Source organism: Streptomyces sp. NPDC017940 (assembly GCF_044328435.1).
Classification (GTDB): domain Bacteria; phylum Actinomycetota; class Actinomycetes; order Streptomycetales; family Streptomycetaceae; genus Streptomyces.
In genome coordinates this window covers 15,018-41,517 of the sequence record NZ_JBIRHJ010000015.1, presented here as the reverse complement: position 1 = coordinate 41,517, position 26,500 = coordinate 15,018, and the positions used below count along the sequence as shown (strand labels likewise).

General features: G+C 72.1%; 28 protein-coding genes. 10 read left to right on the top strand and 18 right to left on the bottom strand.

Annotated elements, in window-relative coordinates; genetic code table 11:
• Window positions 1-166: 166 nt before the first annotated feature.
• Window positions 167-700, top strand: a complete 534-nt coding sequence (locus ACH4DX_RS33780; protein ID WP_398157871.1) for a hypothetical protein — start codon at window positions 167-169, stop codon at window positions 698-700.
• Between the two features lie 11 nt (window positions 701-711).
• On the opposite strand, the gene ACH4DX_RS33775 is transcribed toward ACH4DX_RS33780, so the two are convergent.
• The 7 genes from ACH4DX_RS33775 to ACH4DX_RS33745 form a co-directional block, all read right to left on the bottom strand.
• Window positions 712-1,209, bottom strand: coding sequence for a hypothetical protein (locus ACH4DX_RS33775; RefSeq protein ID WP_030571398.1), 498 nt, complete (start codon window positions 1,207-1,209; stop codon window positions 712-714).
• Between the two features lie 244 nt (window positions 1,210-1,453).
• On the bottom strand, window positions 1,454-2,137 hold the full coding sequence (ung, locus tag ACH4DX_RS33770; RefSeq protein ID WP_398157870.1) for a uracil-DNA glycosylase: 684 nt from the start codon (window positions 2,135-2,137) through the stop codon (window positions 1,454-1,456).
• Window positions 2,138-2,226: 89 nt separating this feature from the next.
• Window positions 2,227-3,813, bottom strand: coding sequence for an ABC transporter substrate-binding protein (locus ACH4DX_RS33765; protein WP_398157869.1), 1,587 nt, complete (start codon window positions 3,811-3,813; stop codon window positions 2,227-2,229).
• A 151-nt stretch (window positions 3,814-3,964) separates the two neighbouring features.
• Window positions 3,965-4,720, bottom strand: coding sequence for an SDR family oxidoreductase (locus ACH4DX_RS33760; protein ID WP_398157868.1), 756 nt, complete (start codon window positions 4,718-4,720; stop codon window positions 3,965-3,967).
• A gap of 49 nt (window positions 4,721-4,769) precedes the next feature.
• Window positions 4,770-5,531: a 3-oxoacyl-ACP reductase FabG gene (gene fabG, locus ACH4DX_RS33755; protein ID WP_398157867.1), complete on the bottom strand. Its 762-nt coding sequence runs from the start codon at window positions 5,529-5,531 to the stop codon at window positions 4,770-4,772.
• Between the two features lie 242 nt (window positions 5,532-5,773).
• Window positions 5,774-6,178 carry a DUF3037 domain-containing protein gene (locus ACH4DX_RS33750; RefSeq protein ID WP_398123722.1) on the bottom strand — a complete coding sequence of 135 codons (405 nt, stop codon included), beginning with the start codon at window positions 6,176-6,178 and terminating at the stop codon, window positions 5,774-5,776.
• Window positions 6,175-6,951: a HipA family kinase gene (locus tag ACH4DX_RS33745; protein ID WP_398157866.1), complete on the bottom strand. Its 777-nt coding sequence runs from the start codon at window positions 6,949-6,951 to the stop codon at window positions 6,175-6,177. Before ACH4DX_RS33745 ends, ACH4DX_RS33750 begins: the two co-directional genes overlap by 4 nt.
• Window positions 6,952-7,236: 285 nt before the next feature.
• Between ACH4DX_RS33745 and ACH4DX_RS33740 the strand changes: the two genes are divergently transcribed.
• Window positions 7,237-7,665, top strand: coding sequence for a Rieske (2Fe-2S) protein (locus ACH4DX_RS33740; RefSeq protein ID WP_398157901.1), 429 nt, complete (start codon window positions 7,237-7,239; stop codon window positions 7,663-7,665).
• 111 nt (window positions 7,666-7,776) lie between these two features.
• On the opposite strand, the gene ACH4DX_RS33735 is transcribed toward ACH4DX_RS33740, so the two are convergent.
• Window positions 7,777-8,421, bottom strand: a complete 645-nt coding sequence (locus tag ACH4DX_RS33735; protein ID WP_398157865.1) for a cysteine hydrolase — start codon at window positions 8,419-8,421, stop codon at window positions 7,777-7,779.
• 138 nt (window positions 8,422-8,559) lie between these two features.
• Between ACH4DX_RS33735 and ACH4DX_RS33730 the strand changes: the two genes are divergently transcribed.
• Entirely contained in the window at window positions 8,560-9,027 is a 468-nt protein-coding gene (locus ACH4DX_RS33730; protein ID WP_398157864.1) for a pyridoxamine 5'-phosphate oxidase family protein, read from the top strand.
• Window positions 9,028-9,210: 183 nt separating this feature from the next.
• Here the strand turns inward: ACH4DX_RS33730 and ACH4DX_RS33725 are convergent, their stop codons facing one another.
• Window positions 9,211-10,113, bottom strand: a complete 903-nt coding sequence (locus ACH4DX_RS33725; RefSeq protein WP_398123726.1) for a LysR family transcriptional regulator — start codon at window positions 10,111-10,113, stop codon at window positions 9,211-9,213.
• 74 nt (window positions 10,114-10,187) lie between these two features.
• Between ACH4DX_RS33725 and ACH4DX_RS33720 the strand changes: the two genes are divergently transcribed.
• Window positions 10,188-11,237, top strand: coding sequence for a DMT family transporter (locus tag ACH4DX_RS33720; protein WP_398157863.1), 1,050 nt, complete (start codon window positions 10,188-10,190; stop codon window positions 11,235-11,237).
• Window positions 11,238-11,259: 22 nt separating this feature from the next.
• Here ACH4DX_RS33720 and ACH4DX_RS33715 read toward each other — a convergent pair whose 3' ends face one another.
• A complete protein-coding gene (locus ACH4DX_RS33715) occupies window positions 11,260-12,591 on the bottom strand; it encodes an aminotransferase class I/II-fold pyridoxal phosphate-dependent enzyme (RefSeq protein WP_398157862.1) in 1,332 nt (443 codons plus the stop codon).
• A gap of 81 nt (window positions 12,592-12,672) precedes the next feature.
• Here ACH4DX_RS33715 and ACH4DX_RS33710 point away from each other — a divergent pair, with 81 nt between their 5' ends.
• Window positions 12,673-13,494 (top strand): pyridoxamine 5'-phosphate oxidase family protein, encoded by an 822-nt coding sequence (locus ACH4DX_RS33710; RefSeq protein WP_398123729.1) that lies wholly within the window; start codon window positions 12,673-12,675, stop codon window positions 13,492-13,494.
• Window positions 13,495-13,556: 62 nt separating this feature from the next.
• Here ACH4DX_RS33710 and ACH4DX_RS33705 read toward each other — a convergent pair whose 3' ends face one another.
• Window positions 13,557-14,042: a carboxymuconolactone decarboxylase family protein gene (locus ACH4DX_RS33705; protein ID WP_398157861.1), complete on the bottom strand. Its 486-nt coding sequence runs from the start codon at window positions 14,040-14,042 to the stop codon at window positions 13,557-13,559.
• Between the two features lie 177 nt (window positions 14,043-14,219).
• Here ACH4DX_RS33705 and ACH4DX_RS33700 point away from each other — a divergent pair, with 177 nt between their 5' ends.
• Window positions 14,220-15,119, top strand: a complete 900-nt coding sequence (locus ACH4DX_RS33700) for an RNA polymerase sigma-70 factor (RefSeq protein ID WP_398157860.1) — start codon at window positions 14,220-14,222, stop codon at window positions 15,117-15,119.
• A gap of 104 nt (window positions 15,120-15,223) precedes the next feature.
• Here ACH4DX_RS33700 and ACH4DX_RS33695 read toward each other — a convergent pair whose 3' ends face one another.
• From ACH4DX_RS33695 to ACH4DX_RS33685, 3 genes are all read right to left on the bottom strand, one after another.
• Complete coding sequence (locus ACH4DX_RS33695; RefSeq protein WP_398157859.1) at window positions 15,224-16,324, bottom strand: DMT family transporter; 1,101 nt, start codon at window positions 16,322-16,324, stop codon at window positions 15,224-15,226.
• A 344-nt stretch (window positions 16,325-16,668) separates the two neighbouring features.
• A complete protein-coding gene (locus tag ACH4DX_RS33690; protein ID WP_398157858.1) occupies window positions 16,669-17,688 on the bottom strand; it encodes an EamA family transporter in 1,020 nt (339 codons plus the stop codon).
• A gap of 300 nt (window positions 17,689-17,988) precedes the next feature.
• Window positions 17,989-18,543 (bottom strand): Clp protease N-terminal domain-containing protein, encoded by a 555-nt coding sequence (locus ACH4DX_RS33685; RefSeq protein ID WP_398157857.1) that lies wholly within the window; start codon window positions 18,541-18,543, stop codon window positions 17,989-17,991.
• Between the two features lie 198 nt (window positions 18,544-18,741).
• Between ACH4DX_RS33685 and ACH4DX_RS33680 the strand changes: the two genes are divergently transcribed.
• Entirely contained in the window at window positions 18,742-18,930 is a 189-nt protein-coding gene (locus ACH4DX_RS33680; protein WP_398123735.1) for a hypothetical protein, read from the top strand.
• Between the two features lie 188 nt (window positions 18,931-19,118).
• Here ACH4DX_RS33680 and ACH4DX_RS33675 read toward each other — a convergent pair whose 3' ends face one another.
• Window positions 19,119-19,904: a putative protein N(5)-glutamine methyltransferase gene (locus tag ACH4DX_RS33675; RefSeq protein ID WP_398157856.1), complete on the bottom strand. Its 786-nt coding sequence runs from the start codon at window positions 19,902-19,904 to the stop codon at window positions 19,119-19,121.
• A gap of 187 nt (window positions 19,905-20,091) precedes the next feature.
• On the opposite strand from ACH4DX_RS33675, the gene ACH4DX_RS33670 reads away from it, so the two are divergent.
• Window positions 20,092-20,520, top strand: a complete 429-nt coding sequence (locus ACH4DX_RS33670; protein WP_398157855.1) for an SRPBCC family protein — start codon at window positions 20,092-20,094, stop codon at window positions 20,518-20,520.
• A 172-nt stretch (window positions 20,521-20,692) separates the two neighbouring features.
• On the opposite strand, the gene ACH4DX_RS33665 is transcribed toward ACH4DX_RS33670, so the two are convergent.
• Entirely contained in the window at window positions 20,693-21,325 is a 633-nt protein-coding gene (locus ACH4DX_RS33665; RefSeq protein WP_398157900.1) for a PadR family transcriptional regulator, read from the bottom strand.
• 219 nt (window positions 21,326-21,544) lie between these two features.
• Between ACH4DX_RS33665 and ACH4DX_RS33660 the strand changes: the two genes are divergently transcribed.
• Window positions 21,545-22,384 carry a PhzF family phenazine biosynthesis protein gene (locus ACH4DX_RS33660; RefSeq protein WP_398157854.1) on the top strand — a complete coding sequence of 280 codons (840 nt, stop codon included), beginning with the start codon at window positions 21,545-21,547 and terminating at the stop codon, window positions 22,382-22,384.
• A gap of 13 nt (window positions 22,385-22,397) precedes the next feature.
• On the opposite strand, the gene ACH4DX_RS33655 is transcribed toward ACH4DX_RS33660, so the two are convergent.
• Both ACH4DX_RS33655 and ACH4DX_RS33650 read right to left on the bottom strand, forming a co-directional pair.
• On the bottom strand, window positions 22,398-23,198 hold the full coding sequence (locus ACH4DX_RS33655; RefSeq protein WP_398157853.1) for a CPBP family intramembrane glutamic endopeptidase: 801 nt from the start codon (window positions 23,196-23,198) through the stop codon (window positions 22,398-22,400).
• Between the two features lie 423 nt (window positions 23,199-23,621).
• The gene (locus tag ACH4DX_RS33650) at window positions 23,622-25,142 is read right to left on the bottom strand and encodes a glutamate--cysteine ligase (protein WP_398157852.1); all 1,521 of its coding nucleotides are present in this window, start codon (window positions 25,140-25,142) and stop codon (window positions 23,622-23,624) included.
• A gap of 497 nt (window positions 25,143-25,639) precedes the next feature.
• On the opposite strand from ACH4DX_RS33650, the gene ACH4DX_RS33645 reads away from it, so the two are divergent.
• The gene (locus ACH4DX_RS33645) at window positions 25,640-26,224 is read left to right on the top strand and encodes a hypothetical protein (RefSeq protein WP_398157851.1); all 585 of its coding nucleotides are present in this window, start codon (window positions 25,640-25,642) and stop codon (window positions 26,222-26,224) included.
• Window positions 26,225-26,500 lie beyond the last annotated feature (276 nt).

Below are 26,500 nucleotides of genomic sequence, written 5' to 3'. Positions count from 1 at the left end.
GGGACCGCGATGCACACCCCCGCGATCGTGCCGGGAGGTCGCGCAGCCCGGCACCGCGCCGGAAGACGTACAGCCCCGCGTCGTCGCATGGCGCCGCGTCACCCGTATGGAGTACGCCAAGGCGTTCGGCCCGCGGGGCCGTGCCGGGGGCAGCAGAGTGGCGCGGGTGCAGCGAACGACGATCACCGCGGTGGTTCTGGTGCCCACGGCCGTGCTGGCGCTCTCCGGCTGTACGGAGGTGGAGCGGCCCGCCGGGCAGAGTGCCACGGCGACCGGAACGGGCGCGTCGGCGGGGCCGGCCGCGACCGCCGACGCCCCGCCGAGCCGAGCGCCCCGCGCGGTGCAGGCCCCGGCCCATGACACGCTGCAACGCATGGGCCCCGCGGTGCCGCCGCGCAGCGCACCCCCGCTTGCCACGAGCACCCCCCGCCGCCCGCCGACGCCGGCACCGCCGCCCGGCCCGCCCGCCGCCGGGCCGAAGCCCACCACCGGTCACGACCGCCCCGCGCACCGCGAACCGCCGAGGCAGCCCGCGCACGGCGGTGACCACGGCGCTCCCCCGCGCACCTCGACGGCGGCGCCCCCGCACCCTTGGCCCACCCGTCCCGACGTCGACCTCTGCGCGCTCGGCAGGGTCCACGCGGGCTGGAAACCGGACAGCCCGGAGGCGGTCATCTGCCGCGAGGCGTACGGGCGGTGAGCCGGCGGTGCCTACTCCCCGACGGCCCCCTCCCCCACCTGTGCCTCCAGGCGGTCCAGGGCGGCTCGGATGCCGTCGCCGTAGCCGTCGTCGCCCAGAGCGCCCACCGCGCCGCGGGCGAGTCGCAGGTGGCTGCGGGCCGCGGCGGGGCGGGAGAGCTTCACGTAGTCGGCGGCCAGGTTCAGATGCAGCGAGGGGTAGAAACCGCGCACCGCCAAGGACTTGTCGTGGGCGCTGACCCGCTCGTCGGTCAGTTCGTGCGCGGCCGACAACGCCCGCAGGTCCCAGGCCAGTTCGTCCGCCGGGTCGTCCTGCGTATCGGCCATGTAGTGCGCGAGGGTGCAGCGGTGCAGGGGGTCGCCGCCCTCGCCGATCTCCGCCCAGAGGGCGAGGAACCGGGTCCTCGCCTCCTCGCGGTCGCCCGCGTGCTGCAACATGACCGCTTGCCCGATCCGGGTCATCACGGCGCCCTCGCCGTCCGCCGCCGTCTGTTCCTGCCGCTCCGTCACCGCGTCGCCCTCCGCGTCCGCCGGACGGACCGCGGGCCTTGGCCGGCCCACGGAACGTCCCTCGCCAGTCCGTCGGCGGCTGCCGGTCGCCAGCCGCCGTTCGTCCGTCGTCCGCGACAGCCGGGCCGCCGCCGGCCCGCGGTCCCACGGACGCCTCCGACGCTAGCGGCCACCACTGACAATCCCGGTCAGGCGCGGTGCGGAGCGAGGCGCGCCCGCCTGCCCGGCCCAGGGAAGGGCCCGCTCAGCCGAGGTCGGGGATGCGCCAGTCGATGGGCTCGTGGCCCTGGGCGGCCACCGCCGCGTCGATCTGCGTGAAGGGGCGGGAACCGAAGAACTTCTTCGCGGACAGCGGCGAGGGGTGCGCGCCCTTCACGACGACGTGCCGTTCGGTGTCGATCAGGGGCAGCTTCTTCTGGGCGTAATTGCCCCACAGGACGAAGACCGCCGGGTCGGGGCGGGCCGCCACGGCGCGGATCACCGCGTCGGTGAACTTCTCCCAGCCCTTGCCCTTGTGGGAGTTGGCCTCGCCCGAGCGGACCGTCAGGACGGCGTTCAGGAGCAGGACGCCCTGCTGGGCCCAGGGCATCAGATAGCCGTTGTCCGGCACGGGGTGGCCGAGCTCCTCCTTCACCTCCTTGTAGATGTTCCGGAGCGAGGGCGGCGTGCGCACTCCGGGGCGGACCGAGAAGCACAGGCCGTGGCCCTGCCCCGGACCGTGATAGGGGTCCTGGCCGAGGACGAGGACCTTCACCCGGTCGTACGGCGTCGCCTCCAGGGCGGCGAAGACCTCCTCGCGCGGCGGGAAGACCGGCCCCTTCGCCCGCTCCTCCTCGACGAACTCGGTGAGCTCCTTGAAGTAGGGCTTCTGCAACTCTTCGCCGAGGACTCCGCGCCAGGACGCGGGCAGCATGGCGATGTCGGTCACGTCAACAACCTCCGGGGTGCGTTCAGTTCTGCACCACAGAACCTACCGGCGCCCACTGACAATCCGACCGGCACCGCCGTCCCGGCGGCCTACCAGCTCGTCTTCCGCCCGAGCTGCCACATCATCATGATCGCCGACGGGTCCATGGCCCGCTCCGCGCCGGAGATCTCCTCGCTCGCCATGACGTACTGCTTGCCCTGCCACAGCGGCAGCAGCCGTACGTCGTCGACCAGGATGCGCTGCGCCTCCTGGAACTGGTCCACGACATTGCTGCGCTCCGCCTCGCGGCGGGAGCGCGGCAACACCTCGTCCGTGATCCGCGGCACCTCGTAGGGGATGTTCAGGCTGTTGTCGCGGCCTACGAAGGGGGCGATGAAGTTGTCCGCGTCGGGGAAGTCGGGGAACCAGCCGCGCCCGAAGACCGGGTACTCGCCGCTCTTGTAGCCCTTGTCGAACTCCTGCCACGGCCGGCCCTCTATCGTGATCCTGAACAGGCCCGAGTCCTCCAGTTGCCGCTTGATCTCGGCGAACTCCGGACCCGTCGCGGAGCCGTAGCGGTCGGTGGTGTACCAGAGCGTGAGCGGGACGCGCTCGGTGATGCCCGCCGCCTGGAGTATCCGCCTTGCCTTGGCCGCGCTCGGGTTGCCGTACCGGTCGAAGAAGGCCGTGCCGTGCCCCGTGACCCCGCGTGGGACCATCGAGTACAGCGGCTCCACGGTGTCCTTGTAGATCTTGTGGGCGATGGCGCCGCGGTCGATCACCTGGGCGAAGGCCTTGCGCACCGCGGGTCTGCGCGCCCACGGGTCCTCGGGGTTGAACACCAGGTAGCGGATCTCGGTGCCCGCGCCCTCGACGAGCCGGATCCGGCTCTCCTTGCCCGCGCCCTGCTGCGCCACCACGTCCCGGGCGGCGAGTCCGCGGAAGGTCAGGTCGATCTCCTTGGCGCGCAGGGCGTCGACCATGGCGTCGGAGTCGCGGAAGTAGCGGATGGTCACGGCGTCGTTCCTGCGGTCGGCCACGCCTTCGTAGTGGTCGTTCCCGACGAGTTCGGCGCGGTCGCCGACGCGGTAGGTCTTCAGCGTGTACGGTCCCGAGCCGCTGATCTCCGTGCCCTCGCGCGGCTTGTCCGCCGGGTACTCGCCGGGGTCGACGATCGACATGGCGGGCGTGGTGAGCACGAAGGGGAAGGTGGCGTCGGGCTTGCGAAGCCGGAAGACCACGTTCCGCTCACCCCGCGTCGCGACCTCGCGCAGGGAGCCGAGCAGCCCGGCGGGGCCGCCCTCGACGGCTATGCGGCGCATCCGGTCGAAGGAGAACTTCACCGCCCTCGCGTCCAGCTCGTGACCGTCGGAGAACTTCAGCCCCGCCCGCAACGTACACGTGTAGACCATGCTGGAGCCGTCCGTGAACCGACATCGCTCGGCGGCGTCGGGCTGGGGTTCGGTGGCGCCTTCGGGGAAGCTCAGGAGCGTCTGGAAGACGTTGCGGTACAGCTCCCAGGAACCGTCGTAGGCGACCGCGGGATCGAGCGTGCTCGGCGCGCTCGTCGTGCCGACGGTGATGACGTCGTCGTCGTCCGATCCCCCGGAGGACAGCAGTCCGCATCCCGCGACCAGGGACACGGACGCCAGCAGCGCGACCGGCCGCAGGCACCGCAGGTCAACTCTTCTGAACACGCGCACGCTCCTCGGTCTGCCGTGCCATGGATCGGCAGACCATACCGCAGTGCCCCGCCGTACCAACTCCGTTGCGCGGCGGGGCACTTCATGCGCGGAAACATCACTTACGGACGACAGACCGGCCTTTGCCGCAGTTCGCCCCGATCCGTCACCCGACGCCCGCGTTGAGGAACATGCCCCCGTCGACCTGGAGCGTCTGGCCGGTGATCCAGTCGGACTGCGCCGAGGTCAGGAACGCCGCCGCACCCCCGATGTCGGACGGCACACCGAGGCGGCCGAGCGGGTAGGCGGCCGCGGCCTCCTCCTCGCGGCCCTCGTACAGCGCCTGCGCGAACTTGGTCTTGACCACGGCCGGGGCGATCGCGTTGACCCGCACCCTCGGCGCGAACTCGTGCGCCAGCTGGAGGGTCAGGTTGACCATGGCCGCCTTGCTGATGCCGTAGGCCCCGATGAACGGCGACGGCGCCACCCCGGCGATGGAGGCGATGTTCACGATCGCGCCGCCGTGCTCGCCCTGCCAGGTCTTCCACGTCAGCTGGGCGAAGCCGAGCGCGGAGATCACATTGGTCTCGAAGACCTTGCGGGCCACGTTCAGGTCCAGGTCGGCCATCGGGCCGAACACCGGGTTCGTACCGGCGTTGTTGATCAGGAAGTCGACGCGGCCGAACGCCTCCATGGCGCGCTCCACGGCGACCGCCTGGTGCGCCTCGTCGTGGGCCTTGCCCGCGACGCCGATGACGCGGTCGGCACCGAGCCGTTCCACGGCCTCCTTGAGGGCGTCCTCGTTGCGTCCGGTGATGCATACTCGGTCGCCGCGGGCGACGAGGGCCTCCGCGATGCCGTAGCCGATGCCGCGGCTGGCGCCGGTGATCAGGGCCGCCTTGCCGCTGTCCTGCACTGCCATCTGTGCCGTCCTTTGCGAGGGAGCTGGTCCTTGGTGGGCGGGCGGAGCCCTAGTCGAGCGGGCCGCCGGCCACGTACATGACCTGGCCGGAGACGAAGCCCGCCGCGTCGCCGGTGAAGAAGGCGATGGCGTTGGCGATGTCCTCCGGCGTGCCCACGCGCTGCACCGGGATCTGCGTGGCGGCGGCGGCCTTGAAGTCCTCGAAGCCCATGCCGACGCGCTCCGCGGTGGCCTTGGTCATCTCGGTCGCGATGAATCCGGGCGCCACGGAGTTGGCGGTGATGCCGAACTTGCCCAGCTCCTTGGCGAGGGTCTTGGTGAAGCCCTGCATGCCCGCCTTGGCCGCCGCGTAGTTCACCTGGCCGCGGTTGCCGAGGGCGGAGGAGCTGGAGAGGTTGACGACACGGCCGAAGCCCGCGTCCACCATGTGCTTCTGACAGGCGCGGGACATCAGGAAGGCGCCGCGCAGATGCACGTTCATGACCGTGTCCCAGTCGTTCGCGCTCATCTTGAACAGCAGGTTGTCGCGCAGCACGCCCGCGTTGTTCACCAGGATCGTGGGCGCGCCGAGCTCCGCCGCGACGCGGGCGACGGCGGCCTCGACCTGGGCCTCGTCGGACACGTCGCAGCCGATGGCGAGGGCCTTGCCACCGGCGGCGGTGATCTGCTCGACGGTGTCCTTGCACGCGGCCTCGTCGAGGTCGAGCACGGCGACGGCACGGCCTTCGGCGGCGAGCCTGACGGCGGTCGCCGCACCGATGCCTCGCGCTGCTCCGGTCACGACCGCGACGCGCTGCTCTGTGGTGGACATGCTGACTCTCCTCGCCCTCGGGATGCGGTCCGCCACCCGGTGAGCGACCGCTTAGTACCTTCAGCAGACGAGACGCTAGAAGCCCTGGCACGCGGTGTCAACGGGCCACAGCCGCACTGTGACTCATTAGGTGTCGAGGTCGCCCTGAACCCGCCCGTCCCCGGCACCCCGGGGATCCCGGGTACCCCGAGGGTCTCGGTCGCCACAGGCACCTCCGAGTGCCCGGGCAGCCGCCGGTCGGCTCAGCGCACCAGGAGCCCCACGAGTCGCTCGACCTCCGCCGCGGGGTCCGCGGTGAGGCCGGTGTGCACCGGGCCCGGCTGTACGACGGTGGAGCGCGGCGCGATCAGCCAGCGGAAGCGCCGCCCCGCGTCGTCCGTCGCCGCCTGCCCGGCCGCCTCACCGCCCGCGCAGACCCCCTCGACGGCCCGCAGCGCCGCGCGCACGCCCGCCACGTCGGCGTCGGGGTCGAGGGCCCGCAGCCGGGCCTCGTCGAGGTGGGTGCGGGCCGCCACGTAGGAACGGGCGCGGCAGTAGAGCAGGACGCCCGCGTTGATCTGTTCGCCGCGCTCGATCCGCGGCACCACGCGCAGCAGCGCGTACTCGAAGACATGCCGGGTGGGCTCGTGGGCGATCGTGTCGTTCACTTCTCCGCGCCTTCCAGGGTGATCCGTCCGTGGATGCTCTCCGCGCGCGGGAGCAGCACGTCCGCGTACGCCTGCCGCACCGCGTCCGCGTCGTCGAAGCCGGGCTCGTCGGCCAGCCAGGCGTCGGGCACGTCGGCCGTGACCTCGGCGAGCAGCTTCTCGGTGACCTGTGGGGCGAGTTCCGCGGCGGCCGCGGCGACGTCCGGCCGGAAGGGGGTGAGCACGTGGTCAGTGGCGTCGTACGGGCGCGCGGCCGCGGTCGGTGCGGTGGGCCAGTTGTGGTGCCAGATCATGCTCGCGCCGTGGTCGATGAGCCAGACGTCGCCGTGCCGGACCAGGAGGTTCGGGTTGCGCCAGGAGCGGTCGACGTTGTTGATCAGCGCGTCGAACCAGACGATGCGCCCCGCCTCGACCGGGTCCACCGCGAAGGCCAGCGGGTCGAAGCCGAGAGCTCCCGACAGATACGCCATGCCCAGGTTGAGGCCGCCGCTCGACTTCAGGAGCTGCTGCACCTCCTGGTCGGGCTCCCCGAGGCCGAGGACCGGGTCGAGCCGGATCCCGGTGAGCTGCGGCACGCGCAGGCCGAGGCGGCGCGCGAGCTGCCCGCAGATCACTTCGGCGACGAGCGTCTTGCGACCCTGGCCCGCGCCGGCGAACTTCAGGACGTACGTCTCGTACGTCCCCCGGCCGTCGTCGGTCTCGACGAGCCCGGGCAGCGATCCGCCCTCGCGCAGGGGCGTCACATAGCGGACGGCGGTGACTTCGGTGAGCATCGCCCCAGGTTACTGCCGTGGTCCGGCGCCACCGCCCGCTGCTCCCCGGCGTCGGGGCGGGCTCCGCGGTACGGCCGATCAGCTGAACCCGGAGCCCGGCTTCGCGAGAAAGTCCTTGAACGGATGAACAACTCGGCGCCGCCGCCCGTATCATCCGGCATGACTGCTTCCAGGGAAGAGCAGGACGCATCACTCCTGCGCACGGTCGACTGCCCCTTCGCACTCCCCTCGGCCGACCCGGCCGCCCGCGTCGGCCCCGCCGAACCCACCCGATCCGCCGCGCCCGTGGCGTCCCGCCCCGACCCCACGCGCCGCACGGTCGTCACGGCGGTGGGCGCCGCGGGCCTGGCCGCCGCGCTCGCCGCCTGCGGGTCGGACGACGACCCCGCGGACGAGGCCTCCGAGAAGGAGGAGGGCGGGGGCGGGGGCGCCGTGCTCGCCACGACGGCGGACATTCCCGTGGGCGGCGGCAAGATCTTCAAGGACGAGGGCGTGGTGGTCACCCAGCCGACGAAGGGCCAGTTCAAGGCCTTCTCCCACCTCTGTACGCACAAACAGTGCCCGGTGACAAGTGTCGAGGGCGGCACCATCAACTGCCCCTGCCACGGCAGCAAGTTTGACATCAACGACGGCAGCGTGAAGCAGAAACCGGCGCCGAAGCCGCTGTCCGCCAAGGAGATCACCGTCGAGGGCGACTCGATCAAACTGGCCTGACGCGCCGCGCAAGCCTGCCTGACGCAGCGCGCCGTCCCTGCGTGTGCTCAGCGCGCGTCGGTCCGGGGTCCGTCCCGTGACAGGCCCCGGGGCCGCGTCGCACCGGGAGGTTCACCCAGTGCGGCGCAACCTTTTCCACGCGCCGAGGACGTCCTGCGTCGTCGTGACCGTGGCGACCAGGGCGAGGGTGTGGCGCACCAGGGCGGGGGTGTAGTCGGCGGGTACGCCCGCGATGGCGTCGGCGGGCACGACTGCGGTGTAGCCGAGGTTCACCGCGTCGAAGACGGCGTTCGGAATCGCCACGTTGGCGGAGACCCCGGTCACCAGCAGAGTGCGGCAGCCCAGATTGCGCAGCAGCGGGTCCACCCCGGTGCCCGCGAGCGGTGAGAGGCCGTGCAGTCGGCGTACGACGAAGTCCTCCTCGGCGACCTCGATCGGCGCCGCGATCCGCACGGCGGTGGTCCCGGACAGCTGCTGCACGGGCAGCCGCTCGGCAGCCCGGAAGAGCCGGGCGTTGCGGTTGGCGCCGCGGCCGTCGGGGCGCCGCTCGGCCACGGCGTGCAGGACCTGGACACCGGCGAGGTGCGCGGCAGCCACGAGCCTCGCGACGTTGACGAGCGCACCGGACGCGCGTGCCTCCTCGGCCAGTTCGGGCAGCGCGCTCTCGGTGCCGACGACGCCCTGCTGGCACTCGACGGTCAGCAGCACGCTCGTCGCGGGATCGAGCATCTCCCGGAGCTGTTCGAAGGACGGCATGGCTCCCCCCTGGGTGGCGGTGCGCGGGAGGCTAACCGGCATTGCCTCGCGACGGAAGACACTCCATGCTTTCCTGACGTTTGGTCAATTACGGCGGACAGTGCGCAGGTTCCCGTACGAGCAAGGAGAGGACGACACATGGCCGAGACGCAGCGGCGCGGTCGCCGGATCATGATGACGCCGGGCGAGGTGGACGCCTTTCTCACCACCGAGCGCACCTGCCGGGTCGCGACGGTGTCCGCCGACGGCGCGCCGCACGTCAGCGCGTTGTGGTTCGCGTGGGACGGCACATCACTGTGGCTGTACTCGATCACACGAAGCAGGAGGTGGGCCGATTGGCGCCGGGACCCGCGGCTCGCCGTGGTCGTCGACACGGGTGAGGCGTACGAGGAACTGCGCGGCGTGGAGCTGACGGGCACCGCCGAGTCCGTCGGCGAGGTGCCGCGCACCGGTGCGCCGTGCCCGGAACTCGACGTGCCGGAGAGGCTCTTCGCCCGCAAGAACTTCGGCCTGGACGAGATGGTCCACGACGGTCGGCACGCATGGCTGCGGCTCACGCCGGAGGCGATCGTCTCCTGGGACTTCCGCAAGTTGGGGCGGCCGTAGGGCCATAGGGCTGTAGCAACGCAGGGGCGTGGGCCCGCGCAGCAGTGGCTCCGCGCAGCCGTGGCCCCGCAGGGCTTTAGCAACGCAGGGCCGCAGCCCCGCGCAGCGGTAGGGCCGCAGGTCCGTAGCCACAGGCTCAAGGCCCGCGGACTTGTCGCGCCGCCGCCCCTGCCCCCGGCGGCCTCAGCCAAGACCGGCCCCCGCCACCCTCAGCGCCTCCACCGCCGCCCGGATCGACGGGCGGCGGTCGGCGTCCGCGCGCCACACCACGTACACATGACGCCGCACCCGGTGCCGCACCGGCACCGTCCGCACGCCCGTCGGCATCGGGTCGCGCCCGAGGCGCGGCGCCACGCACACCCCGAGCCCCGCCGCGACGAGGGCGAGCTGTGTGTGATGCTCCTCCGCGCGGTGGGCGATGCGCGGCTCGAAGCCCTTGGCGCGGAGCGTGAACATCAGCCACTCGTGGCAGAACTCGCCCTCCGCCCAGGTGATCCACTCGTCCTCGGCGAAGTCGTCCAGATCGACTTCGGGGCGGTCGGCCATCGGATGGGCCGCGGGCATCGCGACATCCGCGGGGTCGTCGAGGAGCGGTGCCTTCATGAGACCTTCGGGCACGGGCAGCGGCTTGTTGTACCAGTCGAGGACCACCGCCACGTCCAGGTCGCCGCGCACCACACCGCTGACGCCCTGCTGCGGCTCCAGCTCCTGAGCGCTGACGCGCAGGCCCGGGTGCCCGACGCGCAGGGACGAAAGGGCCGCGGGCAGCAGGCCGCGCATCGCGGTCGGGAACGCGGCCATCCGCAGCTCCCCCACCGCCTTGCCGCGCTGCTGCTCCAGGTCGGACTGGGCCAGCTCGACCTGGGAGAGGATGCGCGCGGCGTGGTCGGCGAGCAGGCGGCCCGCGTCGGTGAGGCGCACGCCTCTGCCGTTCTTCGCGAGCAGCTGCTGGCCCACCTCCCGCTCCAGCTTGGTCATCTGCTGCGACACGGCGGACGTCGTCACATGCAGTCCCGCCGCGGCACCGCTCACCGATCCGTGCCGGGCGAGGGCGTCGAGGGTCCGCAGGCGCTCCAAGTTCAACATATAAGCAATGCTACGCGATAGCTGGCAAAAAATTTCGCTTGTACTAAGATGTGGGATGCCTCATCGTGGTGGACATGAGCACCCCTGCGGCCCCTTCCACCCCGGCCACCACCTCGGCCACCGCACCGGACACCGCACCGGCAACGACACCGACCACCGCCGCGCCCGGTATGCCCGCCCCCGCTCCCCCGCCGCCCCCGGCCCCCGCGGGACGGCACACCCTCGACTGGCGGGTCCGCTTCGCCGCCCTGTCCCTGATCTGGGGATTCAGCTTCCTCCTGATCAAGGTCGGGACCCAGGGGTACGCACCGTTCCAGGTGACGCTCGGCCGACTGTTCTTCGGCACGGCGGTGGTCGCGGCGTTCCTGGTCGCCAAGCGCGAGCGACTGCCGCGCTCCCCGCGCGTGTGGGCGCATCTCGCGGTGGCCGCCCTGCTCCTCAACGCGCTGCCGTTCTCCCTCTTCGCCTACGCGGAGCTGACCATTCCGTCGACCCTGGCCGGGATCTGCAACGCGACGTCACCGCTGTGGGGCATGCTTCTGGCCCTGGTCGCACTCTCCGAGGACCGGCCGACGCGGCGCCGGGTCGCGGGACTCGTACTCGGCTTCGTCGGCGTCCTCACGGTGCTCGGCGTCTGGCAGGGCTTCAGCGACCTGGAGCCCCGGGGCACGGCCATGGCGCTGCTCGCCTCACTGAGCTATCCGATCGGCTGGATCTACATACGGCGTACGCTGGCGGGCTCGGGACACTCGAACCTCTCCCTCACGGGCGCGCAGCTGCTTATGGCGACGATCGAACTGGCGGTGGTGACGCCGCTGTTCACGTCGGTGCCGACGCACCTCCCGCTGGGCCCGCTGTTCGCGGTCGTGGCCCTCGGCGCGCTCGGCACGGGCATCGCGCTCCTGACCCAGTACGGCATCGTCGCCGAGGTCGGCCCCACCACGGCCCAGATGGTCACGTACTTCATCCCCGTCATCGCGACGGCGGCGGGCGTCGCCGTGCTCGGCGAGTCGCTGACCTGGACCACGCCGGTCGGCGCTGCCGTCGTCCTCGCCGGGGCCGCGCTCACCCAGTCCAAACCGCGCCCCGGGAGACCCCGGGCGCCCCGGCGACCTCACCCCTAGTACCCCTCACTCGTGGTACCGCTCACCCGTAGCGCCGCGCGGGCGCGGGCCCCACCGCCGCGGCCACCGCGTCCGCCACCTCCTCGATGTCGTCACCGGACAGCGCGGACACGGTGATCCGGATGCCGGGCGGCGCACCGAGCCGGTACCGCGCCCCCGGCGCCACCGCCCAGCCCGCGTGCAGCAACCGGGCGACCACGCCGGTCTCGTCCGGCACCGGAACCCACACGTTCATGCCGCTGCGGCCGTACGCGAGGACCCCCCGCAGGTCGAGCGCGGAGATGAGCGCGTCGCGTCTGCGCCCGTACGCCCCCGCGACCTCCCGCGCGTCGACGGCGCCGCTCTCCCACAGGCTCAGGACGGCCCGCTGCAACACCTTGCTGACCCACCCGGGCCCGAACCTGATCCGGCCCTGCACATGGTCGACGGTCTCCGGGTCGCCGGTGAGGACAGCGAGCCGCAGGTCGGGCCCGTACGCCTTCGCGGTGGAGCGGACGAAGGCCCACGCGTGCGTGACGCCCGACAGCGTGTGCAGCGGCAGGTCGACGATGCCGTGACCGTGGTCGTCCTCGACGACCAGCGTCTCCTTGTGCCCGGCCAGCACCCGGCGCACGGCACGCGCGCGTGCGGCACCGATGGCGGCGCCGGTCGGGTTCTGCGCGCGACTGGTGACGACGAGGGCCCGCGCACCGGACCTCAGGGCCCGCTCCACCTCGTCGGGCAGTGGCCCTTCGTCGTCCATGCGGACCGGAACGGCCCGCAGGCCGAGCCCGGACACGAGGTCGAGCAGACTGCCCCAGCCGGGATCCTCGACGGCCACGGCGTCCCCCACCTTGAGGCGCACGGCAAGGACCCGCTCGATGGCGTCGAGGGCCCCGGAGGTGACGGCGAGCGGGCCGTCCGGCACCCCGTCCCGGTCGAGGGCGGCACGCGCGTACCGCCCGAGCTCCGGGACCACGGGAGCCTCGCCGTACAGCGCCGGGCTCCGGTCGGCCTGAGCCGCCGCCGCCGCGAACGCGTCGGCCAGCGGGGGCAGCAGGGCCACGTCCGGGTTGCCGCTGGCGACGTCGCGCACTCCCGGCGGCACGTCGAGGCGGCTGTACTCACGGGCCGTCGTGGCCGGCTTGCTGCGCACGCGGCTGCCGCGCCGCCCCGCCGTCTCGATCACCCCGCGCTCCCGCAGGGTGCGGTACGCCGCCGCGACCGTATTGGGGTTCACGCCGAGACGACCCGCCAACTCCCGCATGGGAGGGAGCAACTGCTCCGGCTCCAGCTCGCCGCGGCCCACCGCGCGCTCCACACTCGCCGCGATCTCGGCTGCGCGGCGGCCTTCGATCCGATACTCTCCTAGCACAATACACATTATGCACTAGTGCAATGATGACGCCAACCGGAGCGCCCGCGCAGAGCGCCCCGTGAACTGAGGGAGAAGGCCATGGAGACGACGACGCAGCCGGCCACGCCGGGGAGCGCCTCCTACGCACCGACCGACCGCACCGTCCCCACCCGCTCCCGCGACCGCGCCACGTACGACCGCGCGGCGGTGCACGCGATACTCGACGCGTCCTACGTCTGCCACCTCGGCTTCGTACGCGACGGCGCGCCCGTCGTGCTGCCGACGCTGTACGCCCGGGTCGGCGAGCGGCTGTACGTGCACGGGTCGACGGGCTCGCGACCCCTGCGGATGGCGGGTGCCGCGCCCGAGGGCACGTCTTCGGAGGACGCCACTTCGAGGAGTGGGTCTACGGAGGACACGGTTTCGGAAGGCGGGTCTACGGAGGAGACGGCTTCGGAGAGTCGGCCTACGGAGGACACAGCTTCGGGGAGCGCGTCGGATCCGGGCCTTCCGGTGTGTCTGACCGTCACGCACGTCGACGGGCTCGTCCTGGCACGCTCGGCCTTCCACCACTCCATCAACTACCGCTCGGTGATGGTGCACGGCATCGCCCGGCAGGTCACGGACCCCGACGAGAAGCGCGCCGCCCTCGACGCCCTCGTCGACCACGTCGTGCCGGGCAGGTCCGCCGACTCCCGCCGCGCCAACGCCAAGGAGCTCGCCGCCACCGCTGTGCTCAGCCTCGACCTCGACGAGGTGTCGGCGAAGACGCGCACGGGCGGCCCGAACGACGAGCCGGAGGACATGGACCTCCCCTACTGGTCCGGCGTCGTCCCCCTGCGCAAGGGCTACGACCCCCTCATCCCTTCGGCCGACCTCGCCCCGGGCATCGAGGTCCCCGACTATCTGACCGAGATCTGACGCGGCGATGCTCGCCCACCGAGACCGGCCCCGTTCCTTGCATCGGGGCCGGTCTCGGTGCGTCAACCGGCGATGGTGGCCAGGTTGCCGGGCGTGTAGGAGCCTCCCTGGTTGTTGAGGATCACGCCGAGCCGGTTGGTCGCGTTGATCATGGCGACGAGGGAGACGAGGGCGATGGCCTGCTCCTCGTCGTAGTGCTTGCGCACCCGGGCCCAGGTCTCGTCAGTGACACCCTTGTATGCGTCGATGATGCGGGTGCCTTCTTCGGTGAGGGCCAGCGCGGCTCGCTCGGCGTCGGTGAACACGGAGGAATGCCGCCAGGTGGCGATGAGGCCGAGCCGGGCCGCGTCCTCGCCGGCTGCGGCGGCGTCCTTGCCGTGAATGTCGACGCAGAAGCCGCAGCCGTTTATCTGGCTCGCTCGCAGCTGCACCAGCTCCTGGGTGGACCTGGGCAGCGGCGACTCCTGGATGACCTGGCTGACGGCGTAGATCCGCTTGCCGACCTTCTTGCCGAGTTCGGTGTCGAACAGGTTCATACGGATTTCCATCGGGCTTCCTCACTCAGGGAATCGTGTGGCTGATGCCCATGAGGCGCCGGTCGCCGCGCTCCTGTGACACGGGGCGGATGTGACATGGGTTACGGGGCACGGCTGTCACACGACCGAGGCCGGCGGCGTCCCGTGTACGACACGCACCACACGTAGCGAGACAGAAGTCGGGAACTGATGATGGTGGACAGGGATGCCGGTATCGACGCGGGGGCGACCACGGCCACGGACAGCTTCGTTTCCCACCGCGATCTGCTGTTCACGGTGGCCTACGAGATGCTGGGCTCGGCGGCCGACGCCGAGGACGTCCTCCAGGAGACGTGGCTGCGCTGGTCGGGCGTCGAGCACGCCACGGTCCGCGACCCGCGCGCCTTCCTGGTCCGCATCACCACCCGCCAGTCCCTGACCCGCCTTCGCACACTCCGCCGCCGCAAGGAGTCCTACGTCGGCCCGTGGCTGCCCGAGCCGCTGCTCGTCGCGCCCGACGTGGCCGAGGACGTCGAGCTGGCGGACAGCGTCTCCATGGCGATGCTCCTCGTGCTGGAGACCCTCGCGCCGACCGAGCGTGCCGTGTTCGTGCTGCGGGACGTCTTCGCCCTGGGCTACGACGAGATCGCGCGGGCCGTCGACAAGACCCCGCCCGCCGTCCGCCAGATCGCGCACCGGGCCCGCGCCCACGTCGCCGCGCGCCGCCCTCGCGAGACGGTCTCCCCGTCCCAGACCCGCGACGCACTCGCCGCCTTCAAACAAGCGGTGGAAACCGGCGACTTGACGGGGTTCCTCAACATGATCGCCCCGGACGTCGTCCTCCTGACGGATGGCGGCGGAGTCGTCCGGGCCGCCGTGGAACCGGTGGTGGGCGTGGCCGACGTGACGGAGGTCCTGGCCAGGCTCAGCGGATCCCTGCTGCAACCGACCCTGGTCAACGGCCACCCGGCCCTGATCCTCCGTCGCGACGGCCGGATCGACACGATCGTGGCCCTCCGTCTGGACGCCGGCCTCATCACCGGCCTCTACGCCGTCCGCAATCCCGAGAAGCTGTCCCGCATGAACCGCGAGACGGCGATGGGCCGCTGACGCCGGGACCGCCGCCCGGGCCTGCGGCGCACCGGGCGTGCCACTACGGGACCGGAAGTGTCCGTACCGCCTCCCGTCACTGAGGTCCTACGTAACCCACGTACCTACCGGCAGGGCGACACCGTGCACACCTCCGTATCCGCGCCGGTACCCGCACACCGCTCCCGCCGCTCCCGCCGTTCCCGAGCGGCCCCCCGCGCCTCGGCCGCCGCGAGCCCCGTGACCGCCGCGAGCAGCAGGCACGTCCCCGCGACGGGCGCCGCGTTCAGCTCCTCGCCGAGCAGGGTGACGGCGATGACGGCCGCGCTCACCGGCTCCAGAAGCATGATCACGGAGACGGTCGCGGAGCGGACGACCGCCGCCCCTGCGAAGTACAGCGCGTACGCGATCGCGGTCGGCACGGCCGCGATGTAGAGCAGCTGTCCCAGGACGCGCACGGGTTCGGCGGTGTGCGGCACGAGCCCTTCGACCGCGGCGAGGGGCAGCAGGCACAGCGACACCACCGCGAGGGACCACACCGTCGTGTCCGAGGAGTCCGTCCCGCCGTCGCGCCCCCACCACCGGGTCAGCAGCGTCATGGCGGCGTAGCCGGCGGCCGAGAGCAGCGCGGACGCGACGCCCCACGGACGGATCGCGGCGTCCCCGCCGCCCAGGAACAGCACCCCGAGTCCGGCGAGTGCGCCGACTACCGCACACGCCCCGCCGGCCCCGAGCCGCTCCCCCAGGGCGAGGCGGGCGCCGAGCGCGATGAGGACGGGGCCCGCGCCCAGGGTGACGACAGTGCCGACAGCAAGCCCCGTGGCCTGCACGGCGGCGAAGTAGGCGGTCTGGAAGACCGCAAGGGTCACGCCGATGACGACGATCCGCAGCACCTTGCTCCGCCGCGGCACGCATTCGCCCGGGCCCGGACGCCCGGAGGCCACGACCTGCCCTGTGCCCTCGGCCTGCCCCGTGCCCTCGGCCTGTCCGGAGCCCACGACCTGCCCGAAGCGCCCGGCGCGACCAACGCGCCCCGCACGCCGCCGTCGCGCCGCTCGCGCCAGCCGCACCGCGAGCAGCAGCACGAACCCGCCCGCGCAGCGCCAGAAGGAGAGGGCGACGGGCCCCATGTCGCTGTCCGAGAAGACCAGCGACGCGGCAGCCCCCGCGGTGCCCCAGGCGACACCGGCGACGGCGAGGAAGAAGAGACCGCGCCCGACGGACAACGGGGCGGGACGGTGCGTACTCGAGGACGCACCCGACGACACACTTGACGCACTCGACGCACTTGACACGCTCGACACGCTCGACACGTGGATTCTCCGCAGAAGTTCAGGAAGGAGACCGCGTCACGGGCGCGCGAACGTGCGCGTGCGTGTGCACATCCGTACGGCGTACGTACGGGGTGTGGGGACACGAGCGGGCGCGGGGCCCGGTGACGCCGGTCCTGGAAGGACGTCTGCGGGCAGCACCGTTCCGCCCGGCCGGTGGCCGGACGTGATCCGTGGGAGGCCCGCGCTAGGCGGCCGGGGGCGGAAGAACGAGTGCGCGTGCGTTCATGATCGCCACCCTAGGCGGCACCGCCGCTGCGGGACAACTCCCCTTCGAAGTCCGGGACGGGGTCCGCCGGGGGCTGCGGCTTCACCGGTGTCGACGACTGGGCGATGAACGCGCCCGCCAGGACGACGGCGCCGCCGACGAGTTGCGGCGCCGACAGGCGTTCGCCGAGCAGCACCCAGGCCAGGACGGTCGCTATGACCGCTTCGAGGCACGCCACGACACCTGCCACCGGCGGCGACAGCCTGCGGACGGCCACCACGCCGGTGACGTAGGCGACGACGGTCGCGAGGAGCACGATCCAGCAGATGAGGAGCCAGGCGGGAACCATCGTGCCGTCCATGGCCGCACTGCCCCCGAGCACCCCCCAGTCCATGCCCCAGGGGCGCACGATCAGCGTGAGTACGACGGTGCCGACGAGCAGTCCGTACGCGATGACCCCGAGCGGGTCCGGCGCCTCGTCCCCCGCGTCGCTGCCCTGGTCGGACAGGACGAAGTAGCCGACCTGGCAGCAGGCGGCGCCGAGCGCGAGCAGCAGGCCGACCGCGTCGAAGCCGAGGCCCGACCACACCTCGACGACGCAGGCGAGACCGGCCACGGCGAGGACCACGCCGAGGGCCGCGGCCCTGGTGACGGGCCTGCGCTGGACGAACCGCACCCAGCCGAGCACAAGGGCCGGAGCGAGGTACTCGACGAGCAGGGCGACGCCGACGGGGATGCGCGAGATCGCGGCGAAGTAGCAGGCCTGCACACCGGCGACGGCGAGCAGGCCGAAGCCCGCGAGCAGTGCGGGCCGCCGCCTGACGAGCGCGCGGTGGCGCCAGGCGACCGGCAGCATCACCAGGGCGGCGCCCGCCACCCGCAGCCACACCACGTGCAGCGGGTCGAGGCCCGCCTCGATCAGCGGTTTCGCCGCGACACCCGAGCCGCCGAACGCGACCGCCGACAGCAGGGCGAGGCCGAGGCCGAGCCCTCTGCCGCGCTCCACCTCGCCGGGCGCACCGCCCTGTGACTTCTTCCGAGACCCGAGCATCGGCACATGATGACAGCCGACGTCATGACCGTCACGCTGGATGACCCCTGTCTCAACGGGCGGACGCCGTCGGCCCCATCGGACGGTCCGAGCCCGACGCAGGAGCCCAGCGGCGGAGATCAGCACCGGAGCCCAGCGGCCAGGCGCACCGACCCGGACCCAGCGGCCAACCTTGCCCCGAGCTCACCGACCCGTGCCCACCGCCCGGGCCCACCGCCCCGGACCCAGCGGCCGAGCGCACCGAATTGGGCCCCGCGGCCGGGGGCACCGACCCGTGCCCACCGACCGCCCCCCACCGACTCACACCCGGAGACCCGCCCCGGAATCGCGCCCGCACGCGTCCTCCGCGTCGATCCGCCGCAGCAGTACCGGTACGTCGACCCCGGCGCGACGCAGCACCTCGACCGCGCGGCACTCGGTGTCGGAGGCCAGGGCCACGAGCAGGTCGACCCCGTCGGCCTGCGGCTCGCCGCGCAGCAGGGCACGCTCGAGCGCGGCTTCCATGGCTCCCGCCGCCGCGGGCGAGAGAAACGTTTCTTTGGCCGCGGCGACCAGGGGCACGGCGCCCGAGTCCTCCACGGTGCCCTGCCACTGCAACCCGTACCCGATGCTGCGCTGGACGAGATAGCCGAGCAGGCGCGCGATCTGCGCCCCGCCGTCGAAGACGGACCGTACCCGTGGTTCGTACTCGAGGAGCGAGTGCAGCAGGTGAGCCGTGTCGACCTGCCGGTCCCCGTCCCGCAGCGCACGCCGGCGCGCGCCCGCCGTCACCGAGGTCAACGCCGCGCTCAGGCCGGATTCGATGTCTGCGGGGGTCGAGCCGGGTTCGGCGCCCTGGGAGGTACGGCTTTGCACACCCCCCACCCCATCAGTCCTACGGCGCACCGGGCATCGGCGGCGGGAAGCATTTCGCCGTCCGACACAGGGTGGGCACGGGCGACCGGGTTGTCCTCCTTACGGATGACATCTCACCCTTCCCCCAGGTGGGGCGCGCGCCGTCTTGCTTCGCGCCGGGATCGCAACCGCCGCGCACCGGCGCTCGTCGTGACACACATGGACAGCAGGTGTTGGCTGGTCACCCTGCCGGCAGTGGACGGCAGGTTGTATGTGTACCGGGTGTACGCCCCCTCGGACGCACTGCCCGCGGACCTGTTCTGGGAAGCCTGGCACTGCCATGACGAGGGACCGTTCCCCCGCGCCCTGGACCTGTTCGACGCCGCGGTGATACAGCACGTCGGGTGAGTGACGGCACCGCACGTCGGTTGAGCGACGGCACCGCACGCCAGGTGAGCGATGGCACCGCACGCCAGGTAGGTGCACGCCAGGTAAGTGATGTCACCGCACGCCAGGTCGATGGTGACACAGCACGCCGGGTGCGCGAGACGTCAGTCGCCGCGCCCCGGCCGACGGCGAACCTCCGGCGACGGTCCCTACCCCCCGACCCCGGCGGCGGTCCCCACCACGACCGTCGCGTACAGCTCCTCGTCCGTCACGACCCGCGCCGCAAGCCCGGCCGCCCGCACCGCCGTGACCGCCGCAGGCACCTGGCGCTCGCTGGTCTCGAAAAGCAGCCGTCCGCCCGGCGCCAGCCACCGCGGCGCGTCCACGGTCACCCGGCGCAGCACGTCGAGCCCGTCCGAGCCACCGTCGAGGGCCACCCGCGCCTCGTGCTCCCTGGCCTCCGACGGCAGCAGCGCCACCTCGTGCGACGGAACGTAGGGAACGTTCGCGAGCAGCACGTCGACGCGGCCCGCGAGCCCTCCGGGCAGCGCCGCGTAGAGGTCGCCCTCGTGGACGCGGCCCGCGGACCCGACATTGCGGCGCGCGCACGCCACCGCGGCCGGGTCGACGTCCGCCGCGTGCAGTTCGACCCGCCCGAGCGCGGCGGCGAGCGCGGCTCCGAGCGCGCCCGAACCGCAGCACAGATCGACCACCACGGCACCGGGTCCGGCGAGCGACGCGGCCTCACGGACGAGGAACTCCGTACGGCGGCGCGGCACGAAGACGCCGGGGTCGACGGCGATCCGCAGTCCCCCGAACTCGGCCCACCCCACCACGTGTTCCAGCGGCAGCCCGCTCACCCGGCGCGCCACCATGGCGTCGAGGTCACCGGCGTCCGACGCCGCAGCGAGCAGCACGTCCGCCTCGTCCTCGGCGAACACGCAGCCTGCCGCGCGCAGCCGCTGGACGACGGTGGAGTGGACGGTCAGGGGCATCGGGGGCCTTCCCACGTTCCGGGCGGAGCAGCCGACGGCGATCGAGCCCCCACCGGCAAAGAGACCAACCCTACCGGCCCACCAGAACTGACGGTTCATCAGTATTGAATGTTCCAGGCACCCCGGCTACGTTCCGCGACACCGTGACTGCGCCTGCCGCAGCACCCGACGAGAAGAGGTGGTCGCCTTGGCCGAAGTCAGCGCGGAAGCACGCATCGAGGCACCGGCGGAGAAGGTCTGGGCGCAGCTCATCGACTTCCCCTCGTACGGGCGGTGGAACACCACCCACACCAGCTTCCCGAAGGGCGGCCCCACGACGCTCGCGGTGGGCGGCACCTTCGCGGAGAACCTGAAGTTGATGGGCTTTCCCGCCGAGGTGAACTGGACGATCGAGGACCTTCGGACCGCCCGCACCCTCGCGATCACGGGCAAGGGCCCGATGGGTGTCGACGTCGGCACCCGCTACACGCTCGTCCCGGACGGCGACGCGACGACCGTCCGCATCGATGGCCGGTTCACCGGCGCCGCGGTGTCGCTGATGGCGGGCAGACTCAAGGACTCGGCGACGGCCGCGCTGAACGAATCACTGCGGAAGCTGGGCGGCCTCGTGAGCTGAGGACACCCCGGCGTTCCGGTGCCCCGACCGGCCCGTCGACCTGTCGACCCATCGACTCGGCGACTGGGCGACAGGGCGACAGCGAGGCACCCCACGCGATCCGCGCAGGGTGCCTCGTACAGCAGGGTGCCCCGGTACAGCAGGACGCCTCCGTACAGCGAGGCGCTTCGCCTCAGTCCTCATCGGCAAGGATCAGATACATCTTCTTGCGGGCGTCGTTGACAACGGCGAGCGCCTTCTCGCACTGCTCCTTGGAGCCGCTCTTCCAGACCTGGCCGAACGCTTCCATCAGGCCGAAGCCCGCCTGCCGGATCTCGGTCAGGGCCTCCCAGTCGACGCCGCGCCCGGCCTCTTCCCAGGGCGCGTCCGGACCTTCGGCGGCCGCTTCGCGCCCGGCGTCGGTGAGTGCGAAGAGCTTCTTGCCGCCCTCGCTCTCGCTGGCGATCAGGCCCTCGTCCTCCAGGAGCTGGAGGGTCGGGTAGACGGAGCCCGGGCTGGGCTTCCACGCCCCGCCGCTGCGTTCGGCGATCTCCTGGATCATCTCGTAACCGTGCATCGGACGGTCCTTCAGGAGGGCCAGGATCGAGGCGCGTACGTCACCGCGCCGCGCCCTGCCCCGAGGTCCGCCCCGGCCGCCGCGACCGCCGCCCCAGGGGCCGCCACCGAAGCCGGGCCCGAACGGGCCGAACGCCGCGCGCCGCCCTTCGAAGCCTTCCCCGTCCTCGCGGCCGGGTCCGTACGGGCCACGCCCGCGTCCGTGTCCATGTCCGTGCCGGTGCTCGTGCTCAAAACCGTGGGAACGCATGTCGATCATCCCTTTCGTCGTTCCGTGCTGGAGATTCTTTGATCAGTCGCGATGTCTCAACGATATATCGGGACTGTTCTTACGACAACCCCCCACCGAGCATCACCTCCGATTGCGCCTCGCACACATGGCCAAATCGACGCCGCCACGCCCCAACCAAGGCCAGTTGGCCGCGATTGGCCTTGGCCGTGCTCCTGGTCGGCCCCTTAGCGTCGCCTCATGACTGCTGCGACCCCCCGTACCGCACCGACCCGGATCCGCGTCGTGGACGCCTTCGCCGACCGCCCCTTCACCGGTAATCCCGCCGGTGTCGTACTCCTCGACGCCTTCCCCGACGACTCCTGGCTCCAGCAGGTGGCCGCGGAGGTCAATCACGCCGAGACCGCGTACGCGCACCGGCTCCCGGCGGGCGGCGCGGCCGACTGGGCGCTGCGCTGGTTCACGCCCGCCACCGAGGTCGACCTGTGCGGCCACGCCACGCTGGCCACCGCGCACGTCCTGCACACCACGGGCGCCGCCACCGGCCCCGTGCGCTTCGCCACCCGGGCCGGCGTCCTCCTGGCCACGGCGCACGCCGACGGCACGATCACGCTCGACTTCCCGACCGCGCCCCTCACCCCGGCCACGCTCCCGGACCAGGCCGTCGAGGCCCTCGGCGCCGAGCCGCTCTCCGTGCACGACACGGGACCGCACCTCGGTGACCTGCTGGTCGAGCTGGCCGACGAGAAGACGGTCCGCGCGCTCAGGCCCGACCACCGGGCCCTCGCCCGGTACTCCCGGCGCGGAGTCATCGCGACCGCGCTCGCCGCGGACCCCTCCCGGGGCTACGACTTCGTCTCACGCGGCTTCTTCCCGAACGTCGGCATCGACGAGGACCCGGTGACGGGCAGCGCGCACACCGCGCTCGCCCCGTTCTGGAGCGCCCGCCTGGGCCGCAGCGACCTGCGGGGACTCCAGGCCTCGGCTCGCTCCGGGCTCGTCGGCACCGCCGTACGCGGCGACCGCACCCTGCTGACCGGCACCGCGGTCACGGTCATCGAGGGTGATCTGCTGGCGTGACCCGGTCGCGGTGTCAGGCCGTCGGCAGCCACCCCACCTTGCCCGCGAGCAGGGCGTAGCCCACGAACGCCCCGATGTCGAGCAGGGAGTGGGCCACCACGAGCGGCCCGACCCGGCCCCACCGCCGGTACAGGAGCACGAACACCACCCCCATGGCCATGTTCCCGACGAACCCGCCGATGCCCTGGTACAGGTGGTACGAGCCGCGCAGCACCGAACTCCCGACCAGCGCCGCCGTCGGCGTCCAGCCCAACTGGTCGAGGCGCCGCAGCAGATACCCGACGACGATCACCTCCTCCAGGACGGAGTTCTGGAGCGCGGAGAGCACGAGCACGGGGTACTTCCACCAGACGTCCGGCAGGTCCTCGGGCACCACCGTGAGGTTGAAGCCGAGGCCGCGGGCCGCCAGGTAGAAGGCGATGCCGGTGGAGCCGATGACCGCGGCCACCACGGTGCCCCGGCCGAGGTCGGGCCAGGGCCTGCTCCGGTCGAAGCCGATGGACCGCAGCCCCGAGCCCTCGCGCAGCAGGAGGTGCGCGACCAGCGCCACCGGCACGAGCGCGGTGGTGATGCCGAACAGCTGCCAGGCGAGGTCGAGCCAGGGGCGACCGGGGGCGGCCGAGGAGTTGAGGGTCGCCGCCTGGTCCTTGAGACCCCCGGGCCGTGTGACCGAGCCGATGAAGCTGATCAGCGCGGACACTCCGCTCGCGCCCAGCGAGAGCGCCAGGACGAGCAGCGTCTCGTCCCGGAGGAACCGCCGCGAGGGCCCCGTCTCGGTAAAAGAACCGGCCATGGGCCCCGGCTCCGCTTGCACCCCTGCCTCCAGTTGAGTAATCCCGCCGCATCCCCGCACCGCGCCACAGCACCCGGGAGGGCAGCACCGCCGTGGGATGTCACAGCTTGCCCGATGGACGCGGGAAGGAAGCAGCCGACCCACGCCCACGCGGCCGGTGGCACTCCGTGCCCCACCGCGACGACGGTCACCGCGCGGGACGTACGAGGTCTTGGGCGAGCTGCACCACGACGCGTCCGAGCCCGCGTACGACGTGTGGGTCCCCGCCTCCACGCGCCAGGGTCCAGCGTGCCCGACCCGGCGTGCCGGACGCGGCAACCAACCCCGCGTACCCGCCCCGGCACCCCCGACCCGGCGACGGCATACGCGCCGACCCGGCGACGACGCACGCGCCTGCGCGGCGGCAGCCGAACCGCCAAGACGAGCCGAGCCGCCCAACCGCCCTCAGCGCCCCGGCAGCGCCGGTTCCGGCAGCCCCACCGGCCAGGTGTGCACCGGTTCACCCCCGTGCATCAGCTCGCAGTAGCGCCGCGTGGTGGCCGCGAGCGCGGCGTCCCGCTCCATGCCGCGCTCCAGGGCCCGGTGATAGGTCGCCGTCTGCCAGGCGGCCCCGTTGACCCGCCTGCGGCACCGTTCATCGATCACGCCGAGATAGAGGTCCCGGTCGGCGGGTTCCACGCCCCACGCGTCCAGACCCGCCGCGGCCAGCGGAAGCAGCTCGTCCCGTACGAGATCGACGGCGGCCACCTGTGTCGTCCCGCCGTACCGCCCGCGCCGCGGCCACTCCAGACTCGCTTCGACGCCGTGGCGGCAAGCGCTCTCGAAGTTGCGGGCCGCGGCCTCGAACGGCAGTCGTGACCACACCGGCCGCGTCTCCTCGGCGAGCGCCCTGACCACTCCGTAGTAGAAGGCGGCGTTGGCGATCACATCGGTGACCGTGGGCCCGGCGGGCAGCACCCGGTTCTCCACCCGCAGATGCGGCACGCCGTCCGCGATGCCGTACACCGGCCGGTTCCAGCGGTACACCGTGCCGTTGTGCAGCACCAGCTCGCTCAGCCGCGGCACGCCACCCGCGTCGAGGACGGCCAGCGGGTCCTCGTCCTCGCACAGCGGGATCAGGGCCGGGAAGTAGCGCAGGTTCTCCTCGAACAGCTCGTAGGCGCTGGTGATCCAGCGCTCGCCGAACCAGGAGCGCGGCCGCACCCCCTGTGCCTGGAGTTCGGGCGGCCGGGTGTCCGTGGACTGGAGGAACAGCGGCGGCCTCGACTCGCACCACAGTTCGCGTCCGAACAGGAACGGCGCGTTGGCGCCGACCGCGACCTGTGCCGCGGCCACGGCCTGCGCGGCGTTCCACACGGCGGCGAACTTGCCGGGCGTGACCTGGAGGTGCAGCTGCACCGACGTACAGGCCGCCTCGGGCGCGATCGACGCGAAGGTGCACGTCAACCGCTCCACGCCCTCGATGTCCAGCGAGAAGCTCTCACCGCGCGCGGCCACGATCTGATCGTTGAGCAGGGTGTAGCGGTCGGCGTCGGAGAGGTTCGCGGAGACCAGGTCGTGACGCGAGAGCGTCGGCAGAATGCCGATCATCACGATCCCGGCGTCCACCTCGATCGCTTTCCTGTGGGCATAGCCGAGACCCGTGCGCAGCTCTTCGGCGAGGCGGTCGAGAACGCGTCCACCCAACCGGTGCGGGGCGATGTTCACTTCCAGATTGAACATTCCGAGCTCCGTCTGGAAATCACGACTCGCGATGCGCTCGAGAACTTCAGCATTCATCATTCTCGGCATCCCGTCGGGACCCGCCAGATTCAGCTCTATCTCCAGACCCATCAGATTCTTGGGCCGGTCGAACCGCTGCTCCTCAAGGAGTCGTCCAAGTCCGGTCAAGCACCGCTGGAGCTTGATCCGGTACTGGTGGCGATCGGACAGGTCGAACGTTTCTGCCGCGACCTTCTCCCCCATCGAAGCGTCCCTCCTCGGATGGGCTGCCGGCGACCCGGCCGCTGCTGTGTACGGGGGATGATGCCCATCCGATGTGATCCGTAACGCCCCACGCGGGGCCATGACCCCCTATGGTGGAGTGAGTTTCCACACGGCACATTCACGGGGCATGAAGAGGCTTGCGGTTTTCGACCTTCCGGTTGTGGTGAAAAAAACCGATGAGAACCAGCCGACCGCACCCCCAGAGAATACCGAGGTCACGACCGGCAGCCGGGATCCGGAACCGGGAGAAACACCCCAGACGCGCGACCGGATAGCGACTTGCAGACGCTGTCCACAACGGCTAGTGGAAACAATGCCTGAACATATGTCGTATAAACTCCGCGCTTGAGGCAGAGAGTTTGGCGCCGCGGTCCCCCTGCCCCGCCCCGCCCCTCTGGCCCAGAGCTGACAGCGTCGTCCGCACCCGCACCCGCCCCCGCTCCACCGTGCCTGTCGAACGAGAGAGGCGACCCACCATGCCCCTGTACGTCCCCCCGGCTCCCGCACCCGCCCTGCGCAGCGTCCTCACGGCACTCGGCTCCCCGACCGCCGTCCGCGAAGCCCGCACCCCGTCCCTGCGTGCCGCCAAGGGCCCCACGAGTGCCGAACTGCCCCTGCCCGTGCACGAGCTGGAGCGCGCCACGGCGGCCGGCGCCTCCCCGACGAAGCTCACCGGCTGGCGCTTCCTGATCCGCAGCGGTGAACGCACGGTGGCCGCCGCGGACACCATGCTCACGCCGGACGGCTGGGCGTTCTCGCACTTCTGCGAAGGCCCGTACATCGCGTCGGCCGAGCGGGCACTGCACCACGCCGAGGCGATACCCAAGGCCTACCAGCCCCGGCTGCTCTCCATGCCGGAGCTCTACATGCTCGTGCTGTGGCTGCACGCCGACTGCACGGACGACGGCGCCGAGGGGCCCCTCGCGCCCACCGACCTCCTGGTACCGCTCGCCCCCGCGCCCCCGGGCATCGCGGCCCACCGCCCGCACCGCGCCGCCGACCTGCTGCCCGTGCTCACCCACCGGCTCACCCCGGCCCCGCTTTTGGGCTCCCCCGCCTGACTCCGGCGGCCCCCGGCCGCGCCACCGCCAACACGCGCTCCAGGTCTCGGCGAGCAGGGCTCGAGTCGCATGCCTTGCCGAGCCCTGTCGAGTGCTGCACTGTGCTGCCCTGGAAGCCTGTTGAACCCTGCTGCCCAACCGGACTAGCCCACTTCGGCTACGGCGAACCACCCAAAGGGACAGGGAAGTTGGGCTGAACCGTCCGGGCGGGTGATACGTCCTTGAGCAAGAGGAACCCGCTACAGCAAAATCCCTGCGGAATCACGCGCGTAGGGC

Excerpts from the sequence above, each read along its gene's own strand:
- ACH4DX_RS33760 (WP_398157868.1), bottom strand. The coding sequence starts at position 4,720 with ATGGCAGTGCAGGACAGCGGCAAGGCGGCCCTGATCACCGGCGCCAGC.
- fabG (WP_398157867.1), bottom strand. The coding sequence starts at position 5,531 with ATGTCCACCACAGAGCAGCGCGTCGCGGTCGTGACCGGAGCAGCGCGA.
- ACH4DX_RS33745 (WP_398157866.1), bottom strand. The coding sequence starts at position 6,951 with ATGCTCACCGAAGTCACCGCCGTCCGCTATGTGACGCCCCTGCGCGAG.
- ACH4DX_RS33735 (WP_398157865.1), bottom strand. The coding sequence starts at position 8,421 with ATGCCGTCCTTCGAACAGCTCCGGGAGATGCTCGATCCCGCGACGAGC.
- ACH4DX_RS33730 (WP_398157864.1), top strand. The coding sequence starts at position 8,560 with ATGGCCGAGACGCAGCGGCGCGGTCGCCGGATCATGATGACGCCGGGC.
- ACH4DX_RS33725 (WP_398123726.1), bottom strand. The coding sequence starts at position 10,113 with ATGTTGAACTTGGAGCGCCTGCGGACCCTCGACGCCCTCGCCCGGCAC.
- ACH4DX_RS33720 (WP_398157863.1), top strand. The coding sequence starts at position 10,188 with ATGAGCACCCCTGCGGCCCCTTCCACCCCGGCCACCACCTCGGCCACC.
- ACH4DX_RS33710 (WP_398123729.1), top strand. The coding sequence starts at position 12,673 with ATGGAGACGACGACGCAGCCGGCCACGCCGGGGAGCGCCTCCTACGCA.
- ACH4DX_RS33705 (WP_398157861.1), bottom strand. The coding sequence starts at position 14,042 with ATGGAAATCCGTATGAACCTGTTCGACACCGAACTCGGCAAGAAGGTC.
- ACH4DX_RS33700 (WP_398157860.1), top strand. The coding sequence starts at position 14,220 with ATGATGGTGGACAGGGATGCCGGTATCGACGCGGGGGCGACCACGGCC.
- ACH4DX_RS33690 (WP_398157858.1), bottom strand. The coding sequence starts at position 17,688 with ATGCTCGGGTCTCGGAAGAAGTCACAGGGCGGTGCGCCCGGCGAGGTG.
- ACH4DX_RS33680 (WP_398123735.1), top strand. The coding sequence starts at position 18,742 with ATGGACAGCAGGTGTTGGCTGGTCACCCTGCCGGCAGTGGACGGCAGG.
- ACH4DX_RS33675 (WP_398157856.1), bottom strand. The coding sequence starts at position 19,904 with ATGCCCCTGACCGTCCACTCCACCGTCGTCCAGCGGCTGCGCGCGGCA.
- ACH4DX_RS33665 (WP_398157900.1), bottom strand. The coding sequence starts at position 21,325 with ATGCGTTCCCACGGTTTTGAGCACGAGCACCGGCACGGACATGGACAC.
- ACH4DX_RS33660 (WP_398157854.1), top strand. The coding sequence starts at position 21,545 with ATGACTGCTGCGACCCCCCGTACCGCACCGACCCGGATCCGCGTCGTG.
- ACH4DX_RS33650 (WP_398157852.1), bottom strand. The coding sequence starts at position 25,142 with ATGGGGGAGAAGGTCGCGGCAGAAACGTTCGACCTGTCCGATCGCCAC.
- ACH4DX_RS33645 (WP_398157851.1), top strand. The coding sequence starts at position 25,640 with ATGCCCCTGTACGTCCCCCCGGCTCCCGCACCCGCCCTGCGCAGCGTC.